General features: G+C 41.6%; 17 protein-coding genes. 12 read left to right on the plus strand and 5 right to left on the minus strand.

The window, feature by feature from the left end; genetic code table 11:
- Nucleotides 1–6 precede the first annotated feature (6 nt).
- Complete coding sequence (gene recQ, locus AO498_RS08560; RefSeq protein WP_067546043.1) at nucleotides 7–2184, minus strand: DNA helicase RecQ; 2178 nt, start codon at nucleotides 2182–2184, stop codon at nucleotides 7–9.
- Nucleotides 2185–2280: 96 nt separating this feature from the next.
- On the opposite strand from recQ, the gene AO498_RS08565 reads away from it, so the two are divergent.
- Nucleotides 2281–3249, plus strand: coding sequence for a KpsF/GutQ family sugar-phosphate isomerase (locus AO498_RS08565; protein WP_067546046.1), 969 nt, complete (start codon nucleotides 2281–2283; stop codon nucleotides 3247–3249).
- Between the two features lie 6 nt (nucleotides 3250–3255).
- Complete coding sequence (locus AO498_RS08570; protein WP_067546049.1) at nucleotides 3256–4329, plus strand: mannose-1-phosphate guanylyltransferase; 1074 nt, start codon at nucleotides 3256–3258, stop codon at nucleotides 4327–4329.
- A 17-nt stretch (nucleotides 4330–4346) separates the two neighbouring features.
- Here AO498_RS08570 and rlmB read toward each other — a convergent pair whose 3' ends face one another.
- Both rlmB and AO498_RS08580 read right to left on the minus strand, forming a co-directional pair.
- Nucleotides 4347–5123: a 23S rRNA (guanosine(2251)-2'-O)-methyltransferase RlmB gene (rlmB, locus tag AO498_RS08575; RefSeq protein ID WP_067546053.1), complete on the minus strand. Its 777-nt coding sequence runs from the start codon at nucleotides 5121–5123 to the stop codon at nucleotides 4347–4349.
- Entirely contained in the window at nucleotides 5096–6331 is a 1236-nt protein-coding gene (locus AO498_RS08580) for a GWxTD domain-containing protein (protein ID WP_067546056.1), read from the minus strand. The genes rlmB and AO498_RS08580 overlap by 28 nt, the downstream gene beginning before the upstream one ends.
- Nucleotides 6332–6391: 60 nt before the next feature.
- Here AO498_RS08580 and AO498_RS08585 point away from each other — a divergent pair, with 60 nt between their 5' ends.
- The gene (locus AO498_RS08585; protein ID WP_067546063.1) at nucleotides 6392–7171 is read left to right on the plus strand and encodes a class I SAM-dependent methyltransferase; all 780 of its coding nucleotides are present in this window, start codon (nucleotides 6392–6394) and stop codon (nucleotides 7169–7171) included.
- Between the two features lie 52 nt (nucleotides 7172–7223).
- On the opposite strand, the gene AO498_RS08590 is transcribed toward AO498_RS08585, so the two are convergent.
- Nucleotides 7224–10208 (minus strand): glycosyltransferase family 117 protein, encoded by a 2985-nt coding sequence (locus AO498_RS08590; RefSeq protein WP_067546066.1) that lies wholly within the window; start codon nucleotides 10206–10208, stop codon nucleotides 7224–7226.
- Between the two features lie 175 nt (nucleotides 10209–10383).
- Here AO498_RS08590 and trxA point away from each other — a divergent pair, with 175 nt between their 5' ends.
- The 5 genes from trxA to AO498_RS08615 all read left to right on the plus strand — a co-directional run bounded on the left by trxA (nucleotide 10384) and on the right by AO498_RS08615 (nucleotide 14859).
- Nucleotides 10384–10704 (plus strand): thioredoxin, encoded by a 321-nt coding sequence (gene trxA / locus AO498_RS08595; RefSeq protein WP_067546068.1) that lies wholly within the window; start codon nucleotides 10384–10386, stop codon nucleotides 10702–10704.
- 97 nt (nucleotides 10705–10801) lie between these two features.
- Nucleotides 10802–12223 carry an MBL fold metallo-hydrolase gene (locus AO498_RS08600; RefSeq protein WP_067546070.1) on the plus strand — a complete coding sequence of 474 codons (1422 nt, stop codon included), beginning with the start codon at nucleotides 10802–10804 and terminating at the stop codon, nucleotides 12221–12223.
- 111 nt (nucleotides 12224–12334) lie between these two features.
- Nucleotides 12335–13744: an OprD family outer membrane porin gene (locus AO498_RS08605; RefSeq protein WP_067546072.1), complete on the plus strand. Its 1410-nt coding sequence runs from the start codon at nucleotides 12335–12337 to the stop codon at nucleotides 13742–13744.
- 26 nt (nucleotides 13745–13770) lie between these two features.
- Nucleotides 13771–14352, plus strand: coding sequence for a YeeE/YedE family protein (locus tag AO498_RS08610; RefSeq protein WP_067546074.1), 582 nt, complete (start codon nucleotides 13771–13773; stop codon nucleotides 14350–14352).
- A gap of 12 nt (nucleotides 14353–14364) precedes the next feature.
- Nucleotides 14365–14859, plus strand: coding sequence for a DUF6691 family protein (locus AO498_RS08615; protein ID WP_067546082.1), 495 nt, complete (start codon nucleotides 14365–14367; stop codon nucleotides 14857–14859).
- Between the two features lie 51 nt (nucleotides 14860–14910).
- On the opposite strand, the gene AO498_RS17195 is transcribed toward AO498_RS08615, so the two are convergent.
- Complete coding sequence (locus AO498_RS17195; protein ID WP_157883969.1) at nucleotides 14911–15057, minus strand: hypothetical protein; 147 nt, start codon at nucleotides 15055–15057, stop codon at nucleotides 14911–14913.
- Nucleotides 15058–15108: 51 nt separating this feature from the next.
- Here AO498_RS17195 and AO498_RS08620 point away from each other — a divergent pair, with 51 nt between their 5' ends.
- The 4 genes from AO498_RS08620 to AO498_RS08635 all read left to right on the plus strand — a co-directional run bounded on the left by AO498_RS08620 (nucleotide 15109) and on the right by AO498_RS08635 (nucleotide 19653).
- Nucleotides 15109–16278 carry an MFS transporter gene (locus AO498_RS08620; protein WP_067546085.1) on the plus strand — a complete coding sequence of 390 codons (1170 nt, stop codon included), beginning with the start codon at nucleotides 15109–15111 and terminating at the stop codon, nucleotides 16276–16278.
- Nucleotides 16278–17009, plus strand: a complete 732-nt coding sequence (locus tag AO498_RS08625; protein WP_067546088.1) for an acyl-[acyl-carrier-protein] thioesterase — start codon at nucleotides 16278–16280, stop codon at nucleotides 17007–17009. Before AO498_RS08620 ends, AO498_RS08625 begins: the two co-directional genes overlap by 1 nt.
- A 230-nt stretch (nucleotides 17010–17239) precedes the next feature.
- Nucleotides 17240–18304: a c-type cytochrome gene (locus tag AO498_RS08630; RefSeq protein WP_067546091.1), complete on the plus strand. Its 1065-nt coding sequence runs from the start codon at nucleotides 17240–17242 to the stop codon at nucleotides 18302–18304.
- Entirely contained in the window at nucleotides 18304–19653 is a 1350-nt protein-coding gene (locus tag AO498_RS08635) for a hypothetical protein (RefSeq protein ID WP_082792208.1), read from the plus strand. Before AO498_RS08630 ends, AO498_RS08635 begins: the two co-directional genes overlap by 1 nt.
- Nucleotides 19654–19913 lie beyond the last annotated feature (260 nt).

The raw sequence follows: 19913 nt of genomic DNA on the forward strand, positions 1-19913 counted from the left end.
ACGATTTTAATTGGCATGTTCAGAAATAAACTTGATGCGATAGACTCGAAGTTCGTCTTCGGCAAAATCTTCATCAGCTAATTCTTCCAATGCAGTTTTTATGTGATCGGTTTCCGCATTCATAAAATAATCATGGAGGATTTCTTCACGCTCTTCATCCATGATATGATGAATGTAGTAATCGATATTTAGTTTGGTTCCGCTGTAAATAATTTGTTCAATTTCATGAAGCAGATCATTGACTGACATGCTCAAGTTCTCGGCGATTTCATCCAAGTCGATTTTGCGGTCAATCTGCTGGATGATCGAAATTTTGACTTTCGAGCGATTTCCGGAAGTTTTCACGACTACTTCCGAAGCAGTCTCAATTTCATTTTCTTCGACGTAAGTGGCAATAAGTTTTAAGAAAGGAGCTCCAAATTTGGCCACTTTTCCCATTCCTACACCATTAATTTGAGCAAGCTCTTCTTTGGTTGTAGGGTAAACAGTCGCCATTTCTTCCAAGGAAGGATCTTGGAAAATCACATAAGGAGGAAGACCTTTGGTTTTTGCTACTCGTTTCCGTTCAGCCTTTAGAAGTTCAAACAGCTTTTCATCGTATGCTGGACCAGAGCTAACGGGCAAATCAGCCGTTTCTGATTCAGAGATTTTGTCAAAATCATGATCTCGAACAAGATCTATTGAATAAGGAGCTTCCAAAAACTCTCGTCCCTTTCTGGTTACCTTGAGTATTCCGTAGGCTTCTATGTCCTTTTCTAAGAAGTTTAGAATCATAGCTTGCCTGATAATCGAGGTCCAGTGTTTTTCAGATTCTTCGGCTCCTTTTCCAAAAACGCTCAACTGATCATGTTTGTAGCTAGCTACATATTCATCTCTTTCACCTCGAATGACACGTACAAGGTGTTCTAATGAAAAGCGTTCCTTGGTTTGGTCCACTGTGTCAAGGGCAGTTTGAATAAAATCTATTCCCTCGTACACCTCTCGTTCGCGCTTGCAATTATCGCAAAATCCACAATCCTCTTCCATCACTTCTCCGAAGTAATTCAGGATAAATTTCCGCCTGCAAACTCCTGTTTCAGAGTAAGCAGCCATTTCCTGAAGGAGGATTTTGGCATTTTCTCGTTCGGTTACAGCCTTGTCCTTGTTGAATTTATCAAGCTTGAGGATGTCTTCATAGCGATAGAACATTAAGCAATGTCCTTCCAATCCGTCTCTACCTGCTCGACCAGTTTCTTGGTAATAGCCTTCCAAGGATTTCGGCACATCGTAGTGGATTACATATCGGACATCTGGTTTGTCAATCCCCATTCCAAAGGCAATCGTAGCGACGATGACATCGAGCTCTTCATTCAGAAAATCATCTTGGGTCTTGATTCGTACCGAAGCATCCAATCCTGCGTGATAGGGAGCTGCATTGATCTGATTCACTTTAAGCAGTTCCGCTATTTCTTCTACTTTCTTTCGGCTGAGGCAATAAATAATCCCTGATTTGCCTTTATGCTGCTTGATGAACTTGATAAGGGCTTTCTTGGACTCATTTTTTACTTTGGGACGAACCTCATAGAAAAGGTTGGTTCGATTGAATGAAGACTTGAATAAATCAGCCTCCTCCATTTGCAGGTTTTTTTGAATGTCCTGCTGAACCTTTGGTGTAGCTGTAGCTGTAAGCGCGATGATTGGGAGATTGGGTGCAATTTGCCCCACAATGGATTTGATTTTTCGGTATTCAGGCCTAAAATCATGTCCCCATTCAGAAATACAATGGGCCTCGTCTATTGCAACAAAGCTGAGATTTGCCTCTTTGAGAAAATTGACATTCTCTTCTTTGGTTAACGATTCCGGAGCAACATAAAGCAACTTAGTTTTTCCTTTGAGAACTTCACTTTTAACCTTGGTCGCTTCCGATTTGGTAAGGGTAGAATTCAGAAAGTGGGCATTGATTCCCACGGCATTCAATTGATCTACTTGATTTTTCATCAAGGCGATCAAGGGAGAAATGACAATTGCAGTACCTTCATTTACTACCGCTGGTAATTGGTAACAAAGGGATTTACCAGCGCCTGTGGGCATGATTACGAAGGTATTCCTGTTCTTAAGCAGGTTGTCTACAATCAGTTCCTGATTGCCTCGGAACTGACTGAATCCGAAGATTCGTTTGAGCTCAGCTTTTACTTTTTCCTCCACGTGAAGAAAGGTCTAAAGGGTGAAGAATACCTGAAATCAGGAATGAACGATTAGTTTTATACCTTTGTGCAAAATTAGTGATTAACGCAAGTAAAATTGAATTTAGCACAAAATATTAGAAATACTGCTACCCGTGTCCTTCAAAATGAATCTGAGGCCATCCACTCGCTTATTGCACAGATTGATCAAGATTTTGAAGCATGCGTAGATCGCATTCTCCATAGTGAGGGACGTGTTGTTTTAACGGGTGTAGGTAAAAGTGCTATCATAGCCAATAAGATTGTTGCCACATTAAACTCAACGGGTACACCAGCACTTTTTATGCATGCGGCAGATGCGATTCACGGTGATTTGGGAATGATCCAGGAGCATGATATCGTGATCTGTATATCCAAATCAGGGAATACGCCAGAGATAAAAGTGCTTGTTCCTCTACTCAAGAAAATGGGAGCGGTTTTGGTCGCTCTTGTGTCCAATGTTGATTCCTATTTGGCGGAGCAAGCAGATTATGTCCTGAATGCCTCGATAACAGCGGAAGCTTGTCCTCACAATTTAGCCCCAACTACCTCTACCACAGTGCATCTTGCACTAGGTGACGCTTTAGCGGTTTGTCTCTTGGAAGCTAGGGGATTCACTTCTGATGATTTTGCCAAATACCATCCTGGAGGTTCTTTAGGGAAGCAACTGTACTTAAAAGTGGGAGATGTTATTTCCAAAAATCAGGTTCCAGTGGTCTCAGGAGATGCCGGTGTGGCGGAGGTTATTGTGGAGATTTCAGGAAAAAGACTGGGAGCAACTGCAGTTGTGGATCAAGATGAACGACTATTGGGGATAATTACCGACGGGGATTTGCGCAGAATGCTCCAGAAAACCTTGGAAATTCAAAATTTGAAAGCATCAGATATTATGTCTGCAAATCCAAAAACGATTTCAAAGGATGAATTTGCCGTTCGTGCATTTAATCTGATGCGTAATCACAACATTACACAATTGGTAGCCATGGATGGAGAAAAAATCGCAGGATTTATCCATATTCATGATCTTATGAAAGAAGGTATCGTCTAATTTACCATGCAGGACAAACCCTATATTGTCATCATGGCCGGGGGCGTAGGTTCCCGTTTTTGGCCATCTAGTCGAAATACTAAGCCGAAGCAATTTTTGGATATTTTAGGTACGGGGCGTACGCTCCTTCAGATGACCTTTGATCGGTTTAGTGAAGTAGCATCTCCAGATCAGTTTTTGGTGGTCACTCATTTTTCTTACACAGATCTTGTCAAAGAGCAGCTTCCTGAATTGGCTGAGCATCAAATTTTGGCTGAGCCCCTTCGAAGAAATACAGCGGCTTGCATCGCCTATGCAGCTTTTAGAATTCAGGCCATTGATCCGAATGCAGTTATGATCGTGACTCCAGTAGATCATTTGATTCTGCAGGAGAATAAATTTCTACAAGCTATCCATCATGCAGTTGCCTCTGCTGCTGAGGATGGGAAACTGATTACTCTTGGGATTAAACCCAACCAGCCTGCCACAGGATATGGGTATATTCAATATCACGAGAATGACCAGAAGATTGCCTTAAAGGTGAAAACCTTCACTGAAAAACCATCTCTGAAGCTTGCCAAAACCTTTTTGGATAGTGGTGATTTTGTCTGGAATTCGGGAATGTTTGTCTGGAAGGCCAAGAGCTTTATCGATCAACTTCACATTCATCTCCCTGACATGGCTGATGCCTTTGAAGGTGGGCAGCAGATCTTTGGTACTAGTGCTGAAAAAGAATTTATCAATCGAGCATATTCCCTGGTTAAAAATATCTCGATCGATTACGGCTTAATGGAAAAATCAGACCAAGTATATGTGATTCTGGGAGATTTTGGTTGGTCAGATTTGGGCTCATGGCATAGTCTTCATGATCTAAGATCGAAAGATGAGCACAATAATGTGGTCGAAGCCAATGCGGTTCTATTCGAAACCCAAAATTCCTACATTAAAACAGATTCCGATAAACTAGTGGTAATCCAAGGCTTGGAAAATTACCTGGTCAATGAATCTGACAATGTATTATTGATTTGTAAACTGGATGCCGAAGAAAAGTTTAGAGATTTTGTGGCAACTGCAAAAAAGAAAAGCGAGGATTATATTTAATCCTCGCCTTTAAGTTTTTAGGCTTTTCGTTGCCTGATGGCTTCATAAACTGCTACTCCTGCAGAAACGGAGACATTTAAGCTTTCAATATTTCCGCTCATTGGGATTTTTACTTTTTCATCACAAATTCCCATAATCTCCTGAGAGATTCCATCTTCTTCCGATCCCATAACCAAAGCAACAGGTGCAGCCATGTCTGCCTCGTACATGAGCTTTTCGGTCTTTTCGGTGATAGCAACCAGCGCCAATCCCATTTTTTGCAGGTCTCGACAGGTGTAGAATAAATTTTTCACTCTCACCACAGGAATGAAATTCAATGCTCCTGCAGAGGTCTTGATGGCATCCGAGTTAATCTGTGCACTTCCTCGCTCAGGGATAATGATAGCATCTACTCCTGCACATTCAGCGGTTCTGGCAATCGCTCCAAAGTTTCGAACATCGGTTATTTGATCCAAAACCAACACCAATGGAGCTTTTCCAATCGCATAGCAGGAATCAATCACATGATCTAAAGAGGCATAGGCAATAGCCGACATCTGAGCAATTACACCTTGATGATTTTTTCGGGTAATGCGTTGAAGTTTGCCCTCTGGTACACGAACTACAGGGATATTGGCTCCCTTACAGGCTTGAAGCAGTTCTTTGATCAAGTCATTATTCAACTCTTTTTGGACAAGGATTTTGTCGATCTCCTTGCCTGCATGAATTGCCTCCATGACTGCTCGGGTACCGAATATGACGTCTTTGTCTTGGGCTCCTTTATCGATTAGAAAGCCATCCTTCCGCTTCTCCATTGTGAAATATTTTTGAACCAAACCGGCTGATAAGCGCGTGATCGGTTCAAGGTGTAGTAATGTGGGGTTAAAATTGTCTTTGTGCGGGCAAAAGTAAAGCGAATTTTGGAGTTATCGTCTATCCCCGCATAAGTCCACACTTCGCGGTCCAGGTAAAAGTTCACTTGCTGCGGAGGCCCCATTACGATGAAAACCATTCCTCTGTCTGTTTTCCATCCTTCTTTAAAGTCCGTAAACAGGATGTTGGAGAATTCCACCATCCGAAAATAATTGCGGATTAGCTCTTTCGCAACCTCAGGATTGCGAGTCAAATTAATCCAATATTCATCTAAGGCCTTCTTTTTGTCTTGGGCGAGAAGTAGCGTTTCATGTTCTTTTCGGGTCGAAATGTAGGTGACCATTTGGACCATTTCTTGCCAATCTTTGACTTTTGGAAAAGCCTCATGGACGACTCGAATGGTATTTCCCGATTTGTCCAAGGTGTCTGTTTGGAAGAAATAGTAGCCTTCGTCCGCCAATTCCTTTGGAACATTAGCTAAAAAATCCCCCATCGAGATCACGTTAAGTTCTTTTGGAACTTCAGCAGGTCGTGTTTCCATTGGTGGGAATGGTACGTCAAAATTGACTGGGTAGTAAAATCCATTTACTGTAGCAGATCGTGCTGTTTTGATCAATATTGATTGTTGGGAATTCAGGTGATTTTGATCAAATGGGATGTCGTTTTCGAAGTATAACCCCAGATTGGGTGTTTCAAAAATATAGGGGCTTTTAAGATCTACATGATAGACATATTCATCTCCCTGCCGTGTGTCCAAAACTGTCAAGATAGCAATAGCAGTTTCTTGGTTTTCAGGAATTTCTACCTCTTTCTGGAAAAACCAATGTCGATCCGTTTCCTGCAAGAGGTCTGAGTTCACCAACAGCCGAGTTTTGTCTGGAGTGATTTCTTCCTCATAAGAGCCTAAAATTGCATAGCTAAAACTGAAGCTATCGAAAGATGGATTTTCTTCAATTTTTTCAACAACAAACTGCAGGCGATATTCCGTGGAGTTCAATCGAAGAGGGACTATTTTTAGACCTATTCGAGAATAGAGCGAATACCGGAGAGACTGATCAATTGAACTGAGTGTCTTTTGTGCGAAAATTAGATTTCCGTGAAGGAAGAGCAGAGAAAAAACGATTGTAGTTAACAGGTTTTTTCGATTCATTGGATAGGGATTCAGGATTTAAAAATTAGCCTTACTTTTGCCAAAATACTAAAATTTCGAATGGCTACCTATACAACGGAAATCGCGTCAGATAAGTTAATAAGCGATAATCCTATCCATCAACGACTTTTAAAAGCCTATATCGCAGCAAAGCCTTGGATCTCAGGGGATCTACTGGAAGTAGGCTGTGGAGAGGGTAGAGGAGTGAGCGAATTGCTTCCTTTGGCGACGAGTTATTTGGGTTTGGATAAAATCGGGGAGGTCATTCAGGAGTTGAAAACCAAATTTCCTGGGGTTGAATTTCAGCAAGCCGTCATCCCGCCTTTTTCCGGGTTTGAATCAGACAAGTATGATACAATTGTCAGTTTTCAAGTGATTGAGCATATTGAAAATGACCGCTTATTCTTAGAGGAAATCTATCGAATGCTGAAACCAGGAGGGAAAGCTATCATCTCCACACCAAATATTAATCATACGCTTTCCCGAAATCCTTGGCATGTCCGAGAATATACTCCTAATCAATTAAAAAGTCTTTGCGATGGGATTTTTGATCAGGTTGAAGCAATGGGAATAGGAGGAAATGAAAAAGTCTGGGCTTATCATGAGGCAAATCGAAAATCCGTTCAGCGGATCATGCGATTTGATTTTTTGGATTTACAGCACAGATTACCTGCTGCTGTGTTAAGATGGCCTTATGAGATTCTTAATCGATTTAACAGAAACAAACTACACAAACAACAGGGTAATTCGGTGGTTCAAATTTCCCATGAAGACTACACCGTAGAATCGAATCCTGAGCAAGGTTTAGATTTATTCTATATCCTTCGAAAAAAGGATTAAGTGTAAACCATTGAAAATAAAAAGAGCGAGTCATTTGACTCGCTCTTTTTGTTTATTTCCGTTCCAAAATTCCTGGTTGTGAACTTTCAGCTCCGATTAGACTTTCCAGTCTAAGCTTCAGCTCTTGGGCTTTTTCTTGATATCCTCTCTCTTCCAGTAGTGGAATGAAATACTTCACCATTTCGATGGAAATCATCATTTCCCGATCATAAGCCCGATCTTCTCGAGTATAGAACTCGATCATGTCCAGTGATTTTTTAGAAATTTTATCTATGATATCCAAGGCTTTTTCATCCTCCCCGACTTCAAAGAAAAGCGGTACAGATTGGCCATTGCTAAGGTCATAAGGTACAGCTTCATTCGGCATTGCTTCCAGTCCGAAATTGAGTACTTCAGCCGCTCGCTCTAGATCGTTTTCATCTAAAAGGGCCATGGCGATCGTATTAATTGTACTTCGATGATTGGATGTGAATCTGCGGTATTCCTCATCCAGATAAGCATTTGGATCATTCATTCCTCGGAAGGCAAAATTCTCCATCAGGTTTTTGTATGCGATATCTGTGTTAACCAATTCTCCTCGGACATAATCTGGTTTTCTAACTGGAAGTAGTCGGTAGGTCATTCCTTCCATGACCACATGGTCTTCCAGATCAATTCCAATGGTAGAAAGGGAGGTGTTATTAAAGTAGATAGGGCGTTCCCAATTGTTGCTGACGATAAGGTCAATCAACATCATATTTCCTTTGGTTAAATAATTACCCTTAATTCTCAGATTGATTTGTGGGGCAAATAGATCCTTAAATTGTGCAGGTACGATCTCGTCATTTTGTACAAAACTGCTATCAACCTCTAGGATCAAGTTGCGAGAGGGAACCATGTTGACCACGCTCTTTCCTCCCGTTTGCATTTTGAGTAAATCTGATCCTGCATTTAACAACTTCAGATATTCTTTCGCAGAAATTGCCGTCAGATTTTCTCGTTCCATGACATAAAGCACATCATTGGTGCCTTTTTGATAGCGTTCCTGAGAAAGGGAGAAAGGAAGAGCATCAGATTGATCTGCTTGTTTGGTCATTTGCTCTACATACCAGTCAGTATCAAAGTAGCTCAATACAATGACCCGTACATCTGTTCGGAATCCCTCAACCTCCTGTACATACCAAAGTGGGAAGGTGTCATTATCACCACCGGTGAACAAGATGGCATTTGGAGCACACGATGCCAGGAAGTTTCTGGCAGAATCCACTGAGAAGAATCTTCCTTTTCGATCATGATCGTTCCAGTTTTCACTACCCATCAAACCTGCAATAGGAAGAGTAATCAAGGTGGCAATAATGGCCGAGGTTTTTAGATTTTTGGTCACTTTGAATAGCCCTTGAGCTAAAGCCAATGTTCCTAGGCCTGCCCAAATAGCGAATGCATAGAAACTACCCACGTAGATGTAATCTCGCTCGCGAGGTTCGACAGGGGGAGAGTTGAGATATAGCACCAATACCACACCCATCATCAAAAAGAGCATCAGATTGACGTAAAAATAGTTTGGGTCTCGCTTGGCTTGGAAGAAAATCCCGATTAAGCCAAGGATAAGAGGGAGCATGTAATAATTATTATGTCCTTTATTTTCCTTGATATAATCCGGGTATTTGTCGCTGAGGCTATCAGCAAGACCCATCCAAGGGGCATCCATAAAGTCACTTTCTCTTCCTGAGAAATTCCACATGAAGTATCTCCAATACATCTGACCCAGTTGGTGGCTGAGCATGAAATAGATGTTGTCAGCAAAAGTAGGTTCTTGCCCTTCTCGGAGTCCTAATTTTTGACGATAGATCCGTTTGTGATTTTCTTGAGTAGAGTAAATCCGCGGTAGAATCGTTGTCTTAGCAGGATCGTAGGTGTTCTTTAACTCATAGTCTACGATTTCATACTTATCCTTGCCTTTCATGTAGATCGGAGCGCCTTCCTCTTGATCTACCAACTGTGCGGTGAAATATTGGCCGTGCAAAAGCGGTCGGTAGCCATACTGCTCTCTTTTGAGATAAGAGACATAGCTAATGATATCCTTTGGCGCATTTTCATTGATGATCGGATCTTGATTGGATCGAATAATGATTAAGGCATAAGAGCCATAACCGATCAGAATAAAGGTCAGAGATAATAAAATGGTATTGAGAAGCGATTTTTCTTTTTGGAGAGAATATCGAATTCCAAAAATCAATGCCCCAAGGAAGAGTAGGATAAATACGACGATGCCAGAACCGAATGGCAATCCAATTGAATTGACAAAGAAAATCTCCATCGCACCTGCAATACTTGGAAGTCCAGGGATGATCAGGTTGTTAATGATGATCAGGGCAACGCCACCCAAAAACATGGCGTAAATGGCTCCTTTGAGGTTAGGATTTGGATACTTTTTGAAATAATAAATTAACGCCAAGGCTGGCAAGGTTACCAAATTGAGCAAGTGGACTCCAATTGATAATCCGACCAAATAGGCGATAAATATCATCCAGCGATTTTCCTCTTTCGGGTCTTGGATCAGTTCCCACTTTAGGAAAGCCCAAATCACAATTGCTGTAAAGAAGGAAGACATGGCATAAACTTCTGATTCCACAGCTGAAAACCAGAAGCTATCCGAAAATGCATAAATCAAGGAGCCGACGATTCCTGCCCCCATAAGTGCGATGATTTCACCACTGGACTCTTTTCCTTCTTCAATTTTGAAAATTCGCTTTCCAAATAGCGTGATGGACCAGAACAAAAACAAAATGGTAAATCCTGAAAACAATGCACTTCCAATGTTCATCCAATAGGCCACCGAAAGTCCATCTCCCAAGGCTAAGAAGCTAAACATCCGATAGACTAATAGCATAAAGGGAGCCCCGGGAGGGTGAGGTACCTGGAGTTTATAGGAAACGGCAATAAATTCTCCTGGATCCCAGAAGCTTGCGGTTTGTTCGACGGTGAGTACGTAAATCAGGGTAGACAGTGCAAAAATTACCCAACCCGTGATTGTATTGATTTGCTTGTATGAGCGCATTCAAGTTGAAATTAGAAGCCCGAAAATAGAAAATTTTAGCCAATTCAGGCTTTTTTTGCACTTTTTAAGAGTTTGAGCCGTACTTGTGAGATTGAGCCTACATGTGACAAAAATTACTGTAATCGAGGTGTGCGCCCCTTTACATTTGTATCAGTAATCGCTAATCGTTTTGACCATGAGCACACAACCTAAAACATTCCAAGAGCTAATAGATGGGGAAACTCCCGTTTTGGTAGATTTCACTGCCGTATGGTGCGGTCCGTGTAAAATGATGCACCCAATTCTAGAAGATACTGCCAAGCAAATGGGTGATAAAGTAAAAATTGTAAAAGTTGACGTGGATAAGAATCCACTTGCAGCCAGCAAGTTTCAAATCAGAGGGGTTCCTACGTTAATTTTATTTCACAAGGGTAAGGTGGTATGGAGACAATCTGGGGTAATTCCAACCCATGTTTTGGTCCAGACTCTTGAATCTCAATTGATGGCTCATGCCTAAATTCAGAATGTGACAAAAGTCATTTGAGGCTTTTGCTGACTGAAATATTTTTGACTATTCGAACGCATAAAACAAAAAATAATAAATACCAGAATCTATGAAAATCGAACAAATCTACACCGGATGTCTTGCTCAGGGAGCTTACTACATCGAATCTGAAGGAGAAGCTGCCGTGATTGATCCATTAAGAGAAGTTCAACCTTACATTGAAAAGGCAGAGCGAAATGGAGCTAAGATCAAGTATGTTTTTGAGACACACTTCCATGCAGATTTTGTTTCTGGTCACAAAGATCTCGCTGCAAAAACCGGAGCAAAAATCGTTTACGGACCTACTGGCATGAAAATGGGATTTGACGCGGTTATCGCAGAGGATGGTCAGGAATTCCAATTGGGAAAGGTCAAATTCAAAGTGATTCACACGCCAGGTCATACCATGGAGTCGGTTTGTTACTTGTTGACTAATGAGGAAGGCAAAGAAGAAGCCATTTTCACGGGTGATACCTTGTTTATCGGCGATGTAGGTCGACCTGACTTGGCTCAAAAAGTCGTGAAAGATTTGACGCAAGAAAAACTAGCAGCTCACCTGTATGATTCTTTAAAAAATAAATTGATGCCTCTTTCTGATGACTTGATCGTGTATCCAGCTCATGGTGCAGGTTCAGCTTGTGGAAAGAATATGAGTAAGGAAACTTCAGATACCCTAGGCAACCAAAAGAAGACTAATTATGCGCTTCAGCCAATGAGCCAGGAAGCATTCATTAAAGAAGTCTTAACCGGTTTGACTCCACCTCCAGCTTATTTTCCTCAAAACGTATTGATGAATATCCAAGGATATGATAGCATCGATGAGGTATTGGAGAGAGGTGTAAAACCATTGAGTCCTGCTGAATTTGAAGCTGCTGCCAATGAAACGGGAGCTATGATTTTGGATACCAGAGAGGCCCAAGTTTTTGCTAAAGGTTTTATTCCAAATTCAATCAACATCGGAATTGATGGAAGCTTTGCTGTTTGGGTAGGAGCGATGATTCCTGATTTGAAGCAAGAAATTCTAGTAGTAGCCGAGGAAGGTCGCGAGGAGGAAGTAATCACGAGATTGGCTCGAGTTGGCTACGATTATTCCATCGGATATTTAGCTGGTGGGTTTAAATCTTGGAAAGAATCAGGACATGAGGTCGATTCCATTACCTCTATCACGGTGGATGAATTGGCTAAAATCAAGGAGGGCGATCCTGATATCCATATTTTGGATGTGAGAAAGAATTCTGAATATCTTTCTGAGCATGTGGTAGATGCTGAAAATGCTCCTTTGGATTACATCAATGACAGTATGCTTAAGGTAGATAAAAACAAGACCTACTATGTACACTGTGCAGGTGGATATCGTTCGATGGTCTTCAATTCAATCTTGAGAGCTAGAGGATATGATAACCTCATTGACGTGGCTGGTGGATTCAAGGCGATCAAAGAATCTGAGAAATTTAAGGTAACCGATTACGTGTGTCCTACCACCTTGCTCTAAGCAATCAAATAAATAAAAGTTGATCAGTACGGAATGGCAGTCTTTAGAGACTGCCATTTTTAATTTGAAGCCAACCGATGTGACCAAAGTCACAAGATTAACTAGAATCATATGAAGACCTTTGTTTTGAAATTGGTAGGGATTGGAATCTTCATGCTTGCCGGATTGGTTTCTAATCCACTCTTGGCTCAACATCCACATGAATCCATGTCTACCGACCCACACAAAAAGTTGTTTGGGGAAATACTTGAAAAGGGACAATTCGAATTTCATCTCAGGTCGTTTTACATGCACACTGAGAATACCAAAGGCCTACTGGATTACTCAACTTGGGGTACGGGGGCAGGTCTGGGTTATTTCAGTCCTCGATGGAAGGGTTTTGGAGTAGGGTTTAGTGGATTCTTTGTTTTCAGGCATTTTGAAAACAATATCCAGAAATTAGATCCTCAAACGGGACTTTCCAATCGTTACGAGCTTACGCTCTTTGATGTGCATCATCCCGATAATCATCACGATATGGATCGCTTGGAGGAGTTTTACATCTCGTATGAAAAGGAAAAATTCTCGACCTGGTTTGGGCGTCATCATTTCGAAAGTCCATTACTTAACGCTTCTGATAATCGGATGCGTCCCAATTTATTCAGTGGTATTTCTACTGAATTTAATCCGGGAAAGGTGAAACTTACTGGCGCTTGGTTTACCCATGCCATTTCTAGAGGATCCTTGGAATGGTTGCCGATTGAAGAAACATTAGGATTCTACAATACTGGCAGAAATCCACTTGGAGTTGAGGATGACTACCATCATCACGTCAGTTCCAAAGGAATAGGGATACTGGGAGTAACTTATGACCAAGATCAATTCGATCTTAAAGCATGGAATTATCTGGCAGAAGGGATTTTTGCAGCAAGTTTTGCAGAAGTCAATTCCCTCCAAAAGGTAAATTCTAACTTGGATTTGATGATCGGCATTCAGGCATTTTACCAGCAAGCGGTAGGAGACGGTGGGAATCCAGATCCAGCAAAATCGTATCTATTGCCCGGAGAAAAAACCCACGGAATGGGATTTCAAACTGGGATTAAGAAAGAGCATAGTCAACTGGCCTTTTCTTTTCTGTACATCTCGGATCAAGGAAGGTTTTTGTTTCCAAGAGAATGGGGGAGAGAGCAGTTTTATGTAAGCTTACCTAGAGAACGATTTGAAGGAATGGGGGGAGTTCACGCTTTGGGAGTGAAGTATGACAAAACATTCATCAAGGATAAATTGAAAGTGTCACTTGGGGCAAGTCATGTGCAAACTCCAGATATTCATAACCTAAGGTTGAATAAATACGGTTTACCCAATTACCTCCATTTTACCGGACTTGTGGACTATCGATTTGATGGATTTTTCAAAGGACTGGATCTTCAGTTTTTGATTGCTCATAAAAATGAAGATCGGCAAACTGCAATTCCACTTGAATATGTGATTAACAGAGTCAATATGACTAATTTGAATATTATTTTAGATTACAGATTTTAAACAAAAGCAAAACCTAAACAACGTATATGGAACAATTTATTGAATGGATTAAGCAGCCTTGGCCCTGGTATGTGGCAGGTCCGATGATTGGGCTAACAGTACCTGCATTGCTGATTTTGGGGAATAAGACCTTTGGTATTTCCTCGTCATTACGACATATCTGCGCAGCCTGTGTTCCGGCTGGAATCCCCTTTTTCTCTTACAATTGGAAAAAGGAAACCTGGAATTTACTCTTTGTTTTGGGGGTGGCAATTGGCGGATTTATCGCTACCAATTTTATGGCAAATCCAAACACCATCGTGATTTCTGAGGCAACTCAGGCCGATTTGGCAGCTTTGGGAATTACCAATTTCTCTGATTTGATGCCGGCTGATTTATACACTTGGGAAACGGTATTTTCTGCAAAAGGTCTTCTATTCTTTGTTTTTGGAGGGTTTTTGGTTGGGTTTGGTACTCGTTATGCAGGTGGATGTACCTCAGGACATGCGATCATGGGGATCAGTTCCTTGCAATGGCCATCCGTAATCGCAACCACTTTCTTCATGATTGGTGGCTTTTTGATGACTCATGTGCTTCTTGAGCCTTTAATGAAACTAGTAGGATTTTAATCACTTGAAATTATGTCAGCAGTAAAACATAAAAAAGAACACATCGCCGATCCTCATTGCGCAGCACCTAACCTCAGAGAGGATCACGACCATGGTTTGGAATTATTAAAATACCTCATTATTGGGGTTGTATTTGGGATCGTTTTTGTGAAAGCGGAAATTATTTCTTGGTTCCGAATTCAGGAGATGTTTCGTCTTCAGTCATTCCACATGTATGGTGTAATTGGTTCAGCGGTGGTGACTGGGATTATTTCCGTTCAGATCATCAAGCGATTCAATGTTAAAACCATCCACGGTGAGGATATTGTCATCCCTGATAAGGTGTTTAAAAAAGGTCAGGTGATCGGAGGATTTATCTTCGGACTTGGCTGGGCGATTACCGGTGCTTGTCCAGGGCCGTTGTTTGCACAAATTGGAAGTGGCTATACGGTAGTTCTCGTAACCTTGATTTCAGCACTTGCCGGAACTTGGGTTTATGGGAAATATGCAGATAAGCTTCCAAATTAAGAACCGGGCATTTAAAAAATCAGGCCGCTTTTTTCACGAAAAGCGGCTTTTTCAATTAAAAACCTTTTTGATGATGAATCGGATCATCAGAATGATTGTGACTAGGATAGCTCCTACAATGATAAATTCCATGGTGAGTTTTTTGACAAAACTACCAAGAGGTTCGAATAGTTTGTCTGCTTCTATAATCTTTCCCATTTGCAGCGACTTTGTCTTACCTTTGCGACGCTACAAACCTTGCCAGTACCTATGAATCTTCTATCCAAACGCCGAGTGGCTGTGGGATCTTTGTTTTTTTTCGTTGGCCTTTGCTTCGCCAGTTGGGCCTCTCGGATTCCAGATATTCAATCCAAATTTGATCTTTCGGAAGGGGAGTTGGGTTCCATGCTTTTGTTTTTACCGATTGGATCTTTGATAGGTTTGCCTATTGCTGGTTGGGCGGTTCATCGCTTTGGAAGTCGTGTCGTGATTTTAGTAGGAGGTGTAATTTATGCCTTGACACTACCCTTAATCGGATTAAGTCCTTCGAGCTGGGTGTTGATTCCTGTTCTGGTAACTTATGGAATGCTCGGGAATACCATGAATATTTCCTTGAATACCCAAGCATTAGATTTGGAAGATCAAATGGGGAAAAATATCCTCGCCTCATTTCATGGTTTATGGAGTTTGGCTGGGTTTACGGGAGCAGGAATCGGCGCAGGAATGATTTTTTTGAATATGACTCCAGCGGAGCATTTTGGAGTGATTACCCTGATTTCGCTGCTCATTCTGTTTGTGGCTAAAGGCTATATTATAAAGGAAGAAAAGGTCTCTGAAGGGGGAGGTTTGGTTTTGAAAAAGCCGGATGCTTTACTTCTTCGAGTCGGAATGATTGCCTTTTTGGGTATGATGAGTGAAGGTTGTATGTTTGACTGGAGCGGAGTGTACTTTAAAAAAGTTGTACTTGCTGAGCCAGAATTAGTCGTTTTGGGTTATGTGGCTTTTATGGGAGCCATGGCCTCAGGTCGTTTTTTTACCGACAAACTAGCCGATCGCTATACCAAAGTTGCGGTAATTCAAGTCAGTGGCTTTTTAATTTTAACAGGGTTGTTGACAGCTGTTTTTCTTCCCGTTGTATGGTCCGCAACTCTCGGATTTCTTTTGGTAGGTTTAGGTGTGGCCTCGATTGTTCCGCTTTCTTATGGGATTGCTGGAAGGTCTAAGCTTTATTCTCCCAGTGTTGCATTAGCGATGGTTTCCACTATATCCTTTTTTGGATTTTTGTTAGGGCCTCCGATGATAGGATTTGTGGCGGAGTTATTTGACTTGAAAGTTTCTTTCGCACTTGTCGCGATGTGTGGCTTGGGTATTTTGTTACTTTCAAGTTTTAGGAAACAGGTATTCTTGATTCCTCCAAAATTCCCGAAAAAGACCGCCTGATGAGATTGCCAGAAGATTTTCAATTTGAAAAGTCAGCAGAAGTTGGATCATTTCAAGTTCATCCAAACGGGAAAATCCGTCTCAGTTCCCTAGCGGATTTTCTTCAGGAAATCGCCTGGAAGCATGCTGATTCCGCAGATTTTGGAAGAAATCTGATGGAGTCTAAGCAAATGTGGGCTCTTTCGCGCTTGGAAATTCAAGTAAGTGCATGGCCTTCATGGGGAGATCAAATCCAGTTGTTTACCGGTGGAAGGGGAGCGGAAAAATTATTCGCATTCCGGGAATTTATGGTTTGGGAAGCAAGTCAACGAGTTTTGGCTCGCGCTATGTCCTCTTGGCTTCTACTAAATATGGAAACCAAACGAATCCAAAGACCAGAATCCGTATTGCCAGGTCAGCTTTTTGATCCCAAACTAGCGCCCACTTGGCAACCTGAGAAGTTAACTTGTTCGGGCTCAGAGATTCATCAGCTCAAGCTTCAGGTAAGGTATTCTGATTTGGATCTTTACCATCATGTCAACAATACCAGCTATATCCGTTGGGTGGAGGATCTGCTCGCTGAGAAACAGATTTTTCCTGATTTTATCTCCATTAACTATTTGGCCGAATGTCATTTGGGTGACGAGTTGGAGCTAGTGTTGTATAAAAATGATTCAGGTTTTGTGGTTGATGGAAAGGTAGGTGCGAAACAGGTTTTTATAGCCAAGGTTTCTGGAGGTACTTTTCATTAGGTAAAAACTCTTACTCTAATTTGAAAAGGAATTTAATGGTATTTGACAGACTGGAGTTGAAGTTCAATGCCTATTTTTTTAATCAATCCTTATCTCAGTTTTTCAATTACGTTCCCAAGGAGATGATCTTCTCGATGATTTGCTGAGATTCCTTTTTATTTTTCTGATGTGATGTTAGTCACAGCTTTGGGCGGGTGGTTTCTTGCACTTTTGTACATTACCTTACGACTATGAATCAGATTATGCAACCATTTATCAAGCTGATTACTCTTCTTGTGGCACTTTTAGGTCTTGCCGTTGCCTTGGTGGGAGTAGTTGGTTTTGTACTTTTCCTGTCTTATTCGGGCGTTCAATTGCCTTCTTTACAAGCGGATTCCAATTCTGAGCAAGTGCAATCCCTGCCAGAAGTTCCTGCAGTGACGGCCCTTGTTGATCCTGCCGGAATGTGGTCAAGTCCTGATTGGGCGACTTTGGAGGCGGAAGCCAATGCAGAAGATATCAAATATGGAAAAGAACTGATCGCTAATACTGCTGCTTACCTTGGGCCAAATGGAAAAGTAAAGGCGATTTCAAATGGAATGAATTGCCAAAATTGCCACTTGCAGGCTGGTACAGCGCCTTTGGGGAATAATTACAGTGCTGTAGCGGCTACCTATCCGAAAGTCAGAGCTCGATCTGGACAATCTGAGGATATTGAAAAGCGAATCAATGATTGTTTTGAGCGAAGTCTGAATGGTAAAGCCTTGGAGCGCGATTCAAAAGAAATGGTAGCTATGGTAGCTTACATGAACTGGCTTGGTAAAGATGTGCCCAAAGGGGAATCGCCCAAGGGATCAGGAATTTACGAAGTACCACTTTTGGATCGGGCTGCTGATCCAGCCAAGGGGAAATTGGTCTATGATGCCCAATGTGCGAGTTGCCACCAAGCGGATGGTCAAGGAATGCCAAAGCAAGATGGTTCAGGTTATATCTATCCGCCACTTTGGGGTAAAAACAGCTACAATCATGGGGCTGGACTTTATCGACTATCCCGATTTGCCGGATATGTCAAAGCCAATATGCCATTAGGAGCGACGTTTGAAAATCCGATGTTGAGTGACGAAGAGGCTTGGGATGTAGCTGCCTATGTGAACAGTCTGGAACGTCCTGCGAAAGATTTGTCCAAGGATTGGCCGGATATTTCTAAAAAGCCTATGGACCATCCATTTGGTCCGTATACCGATGGATTCTCAGAAGAGCAACACAAGTTTGGTCCTTTCAAACCCATCAAAGAGGCCCGCGCTCAAAGCAAATAATGAAGTCTTTTCTTTCTATTTCCCTTCTTTTTCTTGGGTTCGTTTCAAGTATTCAGGCTCAAGAAAAAGAACGGAAAATCGATTTATCTCCTGAGGTCCACTTTCGGACTTTTTGGATGAATACGGATTATCCTTCTCGCGAATTAAAGTCGGACTATGCCTTGGGAATGAGTTTGTATTCAGGGATAAACCTGACTTTCAACCAAAATTTCTCCTTTAGCGCAGGATATCGATCTTTTGCAAATGCCATCAGTTCCGATTATTGGTTGCCTGATCCTATTACGGGTCAATCCAACCGCTATGAAGCTGGACTATTTGACTTACTGGATACCCGTGATCGATTTTTTGGACGAATGGAGCGATTATCAATCAGTTATTCCCTCCACAAATTTGGACTAAGTCTAGGTAGGATGGATATCAATACCGACTGGGTGAATGCGCAAGATGGTCGCCTTTCTCCTACCGTCATGGAAGGAATAAAGGCTTGGTTTAAGCCAAGTGCCTATTGGAAGTTTAATTTTTGGGCAATTAATCGATTGAATATCCGTGGAAGTAGTGAATGGCTGGGAATAGGAGAGACTATAGGGATATTTCCCCAAGGACGTAATATTTCGGGTAAACCAGGAAACTATTTCCAGAATACGAGTAGTAAAAGGATTGGAATTGCGGAAGCAGATCGTTCCTTAGGGGAATCGTCAAAGCTTCATTTTTCAATGACTCATGCCCAAAATATCTTCAATACGTATGGGTTGACTTTTGAGAATAATCGAAAACTCACTTCCAAAACATTACTTTTTGGGATCCAATCTGGATTACAACACGGTTTGGGAAATGGGGGGAATGATGACTCAAACCTTCGATATAAGGATCCAAAAGATGTCAATTATTCGATCTCTGGGCGAATTGGTTTGAAAAATTCGAATTGGACAACGCACCTGAATGTTTTGCATGTTGGTGGAAAGGGTCGATGGCTCAGTCCGAGAGAATGGGGGAAAGATGCTTGGTACACGTTTATCCCAAGAGAGCGAAATGAGGGTTTTTCCAAAGTGAATGCAGTGGTAGGATACGGAGAATACCGATTTGCTAAAGTCCCGCTTTCCATTTACCTACATTCAGGAATCCATTGGCTTCCCGATGTATCCAATGCCGCTGAAAATAAATATGCAATGCCAAGTTATCAGCAGACCAATTTTGGCCTCAAAATTCAATCCAAGTGGATTAAGGGACTGGATGTACATTTGATCTTGGTCAGTAAACAAGCCTTACATTCTGAAAATTTAACCCCAAATCAGATTTTTAATAAAGTTGAATTGATTCATTTTAATAGTATCATCAACTGGAAATGGTAGCAGGGCAGTAGGGACTTATTTTCCTATAAAATTAGGAATTACCGAATCCTTTCCTGACCTTTGGCATGTCGGAAAAATGTTTTCGATACTTGTTACCAAGTTTAGCATCGGCGATTCACCTGCCACAAGTAGCAAATCAAGAGTTCTCCATTACCAGGTTTTACTTCTTTTTCTCCTACTTTTTTGATTCTCAAGCGGCTTAGCCGATTTAGGATTAAAACCTGCAGATCACAATCTTAAAGAGAACCCAGAGTACCTTT

The sequence above is a fragment of the Algoriphagus sanaruensis genome, assembly GCF_001593605.1.
Classification (GTDB): Bacteria; Bacteroidota; Bacteroidia; order Cytophagales; family Cyclobacteriaceae; genus Algoriphagus; species Algoriphagus sanaruensis.

Coding starts and splice junctions, on each gene's coding strand:
- AO498_RS08580 (WP_067546056.1), bottom strand. CDS start 6,331: ATGAATCGAAAAAACCTGTTAACTACAATCGTTTTTTCTCTGCTCTTC.
- AO498_RS08600 (WP_067546070.1), top strand. CDS start 10,802: ATGAAAATCGAACAAATCTACACCGGATGTCTTGCTCAGGGAGCTTAC.
- AO498_RS08610 (WP_067546074.1), top strand. CDS start 13,771: ATGGAACAATTTATTGAATGGATTAAGCAGCCTTGGCCCTGGTATGTG.
- AO498_RS08635 (WP_082792208.1), top strand. CDS start 18,304: ATGAAGTCTTTTCTTTCTATTTCCCTTCTTTTTCTTGGGTTCGTTTCA.
- AO498_RS08585 (WP_067546063.1), top strand. CDS start 6,392: ATGGCTACCTATACAACGGAAATCGCGTCAGATAAGTTAATAAGCGAT.
- rlmB (WP_067546053.1), bottom strand. CDS start 5,123: ATGGAGAAGCGGAAGGATGGCTTTCTAATCGATAAAGGAGCCCAAGAC.
- AO498_RS17195 (WP_157883969.1), bottom strand. CDS start 15,057: ATGGGAAAGATTATAGAAGCAGACAAACTATTCGAACCTCTTGGTAGT.
- AO498_RS08620 (WP_067546085.1), top strand. CDS start 15,109: ATGAATCTTCTATCCAAACGCCGAGTGGCTGTGGGATCTTTGTTTTTT.
- AO498_RS08615 (WP_067546082.1), top strand. CDS start 14,365: ATGTCAGCAGTAAAACATAAAAAAGAACACATCGCCGATCCTCATTGC.
- trxA (WP_067546068.1), top strand. CDS start 10,384: ATGAGCACACAACCTAAAACATTCCAAGAGCTAATAGATGGGGAAACT.
- AO498_RS08570 (WP_067546049.1), top strand. CDS start 3,256: ATGCAGGACAAACCCTATATTGTCATCATGGCCGGGGGCGTAGGTTCC.
- AO498_RS08590 (WP_067546066.1), bottom strand. CDS start 10,208: ATGCGCTCATACAAGCAAATCAATACAATCACGGGTTGGGTAATTTTT.
- AO498_RS08630 (WP_067546091.1), top strand. CDS start 17,240: ATGAATCAGATTATGCAACCATTTATCAAGCTGATTACTCTTCTTGTG.
- AO498_RS08605 (WP_067546072.1), top strand. CDS start 12,335: ATGAAGACCTTTGTTTTGAAATTGGTAGGGATTGGAATCTTCATGCTT.
- AO498_RS08625 (WP_067546088.1), top strand. CDS start 16,278: ATGAGATTGCCAGAAGATTTTCAATTTGAAAAGTCAGCAGAAGTTGGA.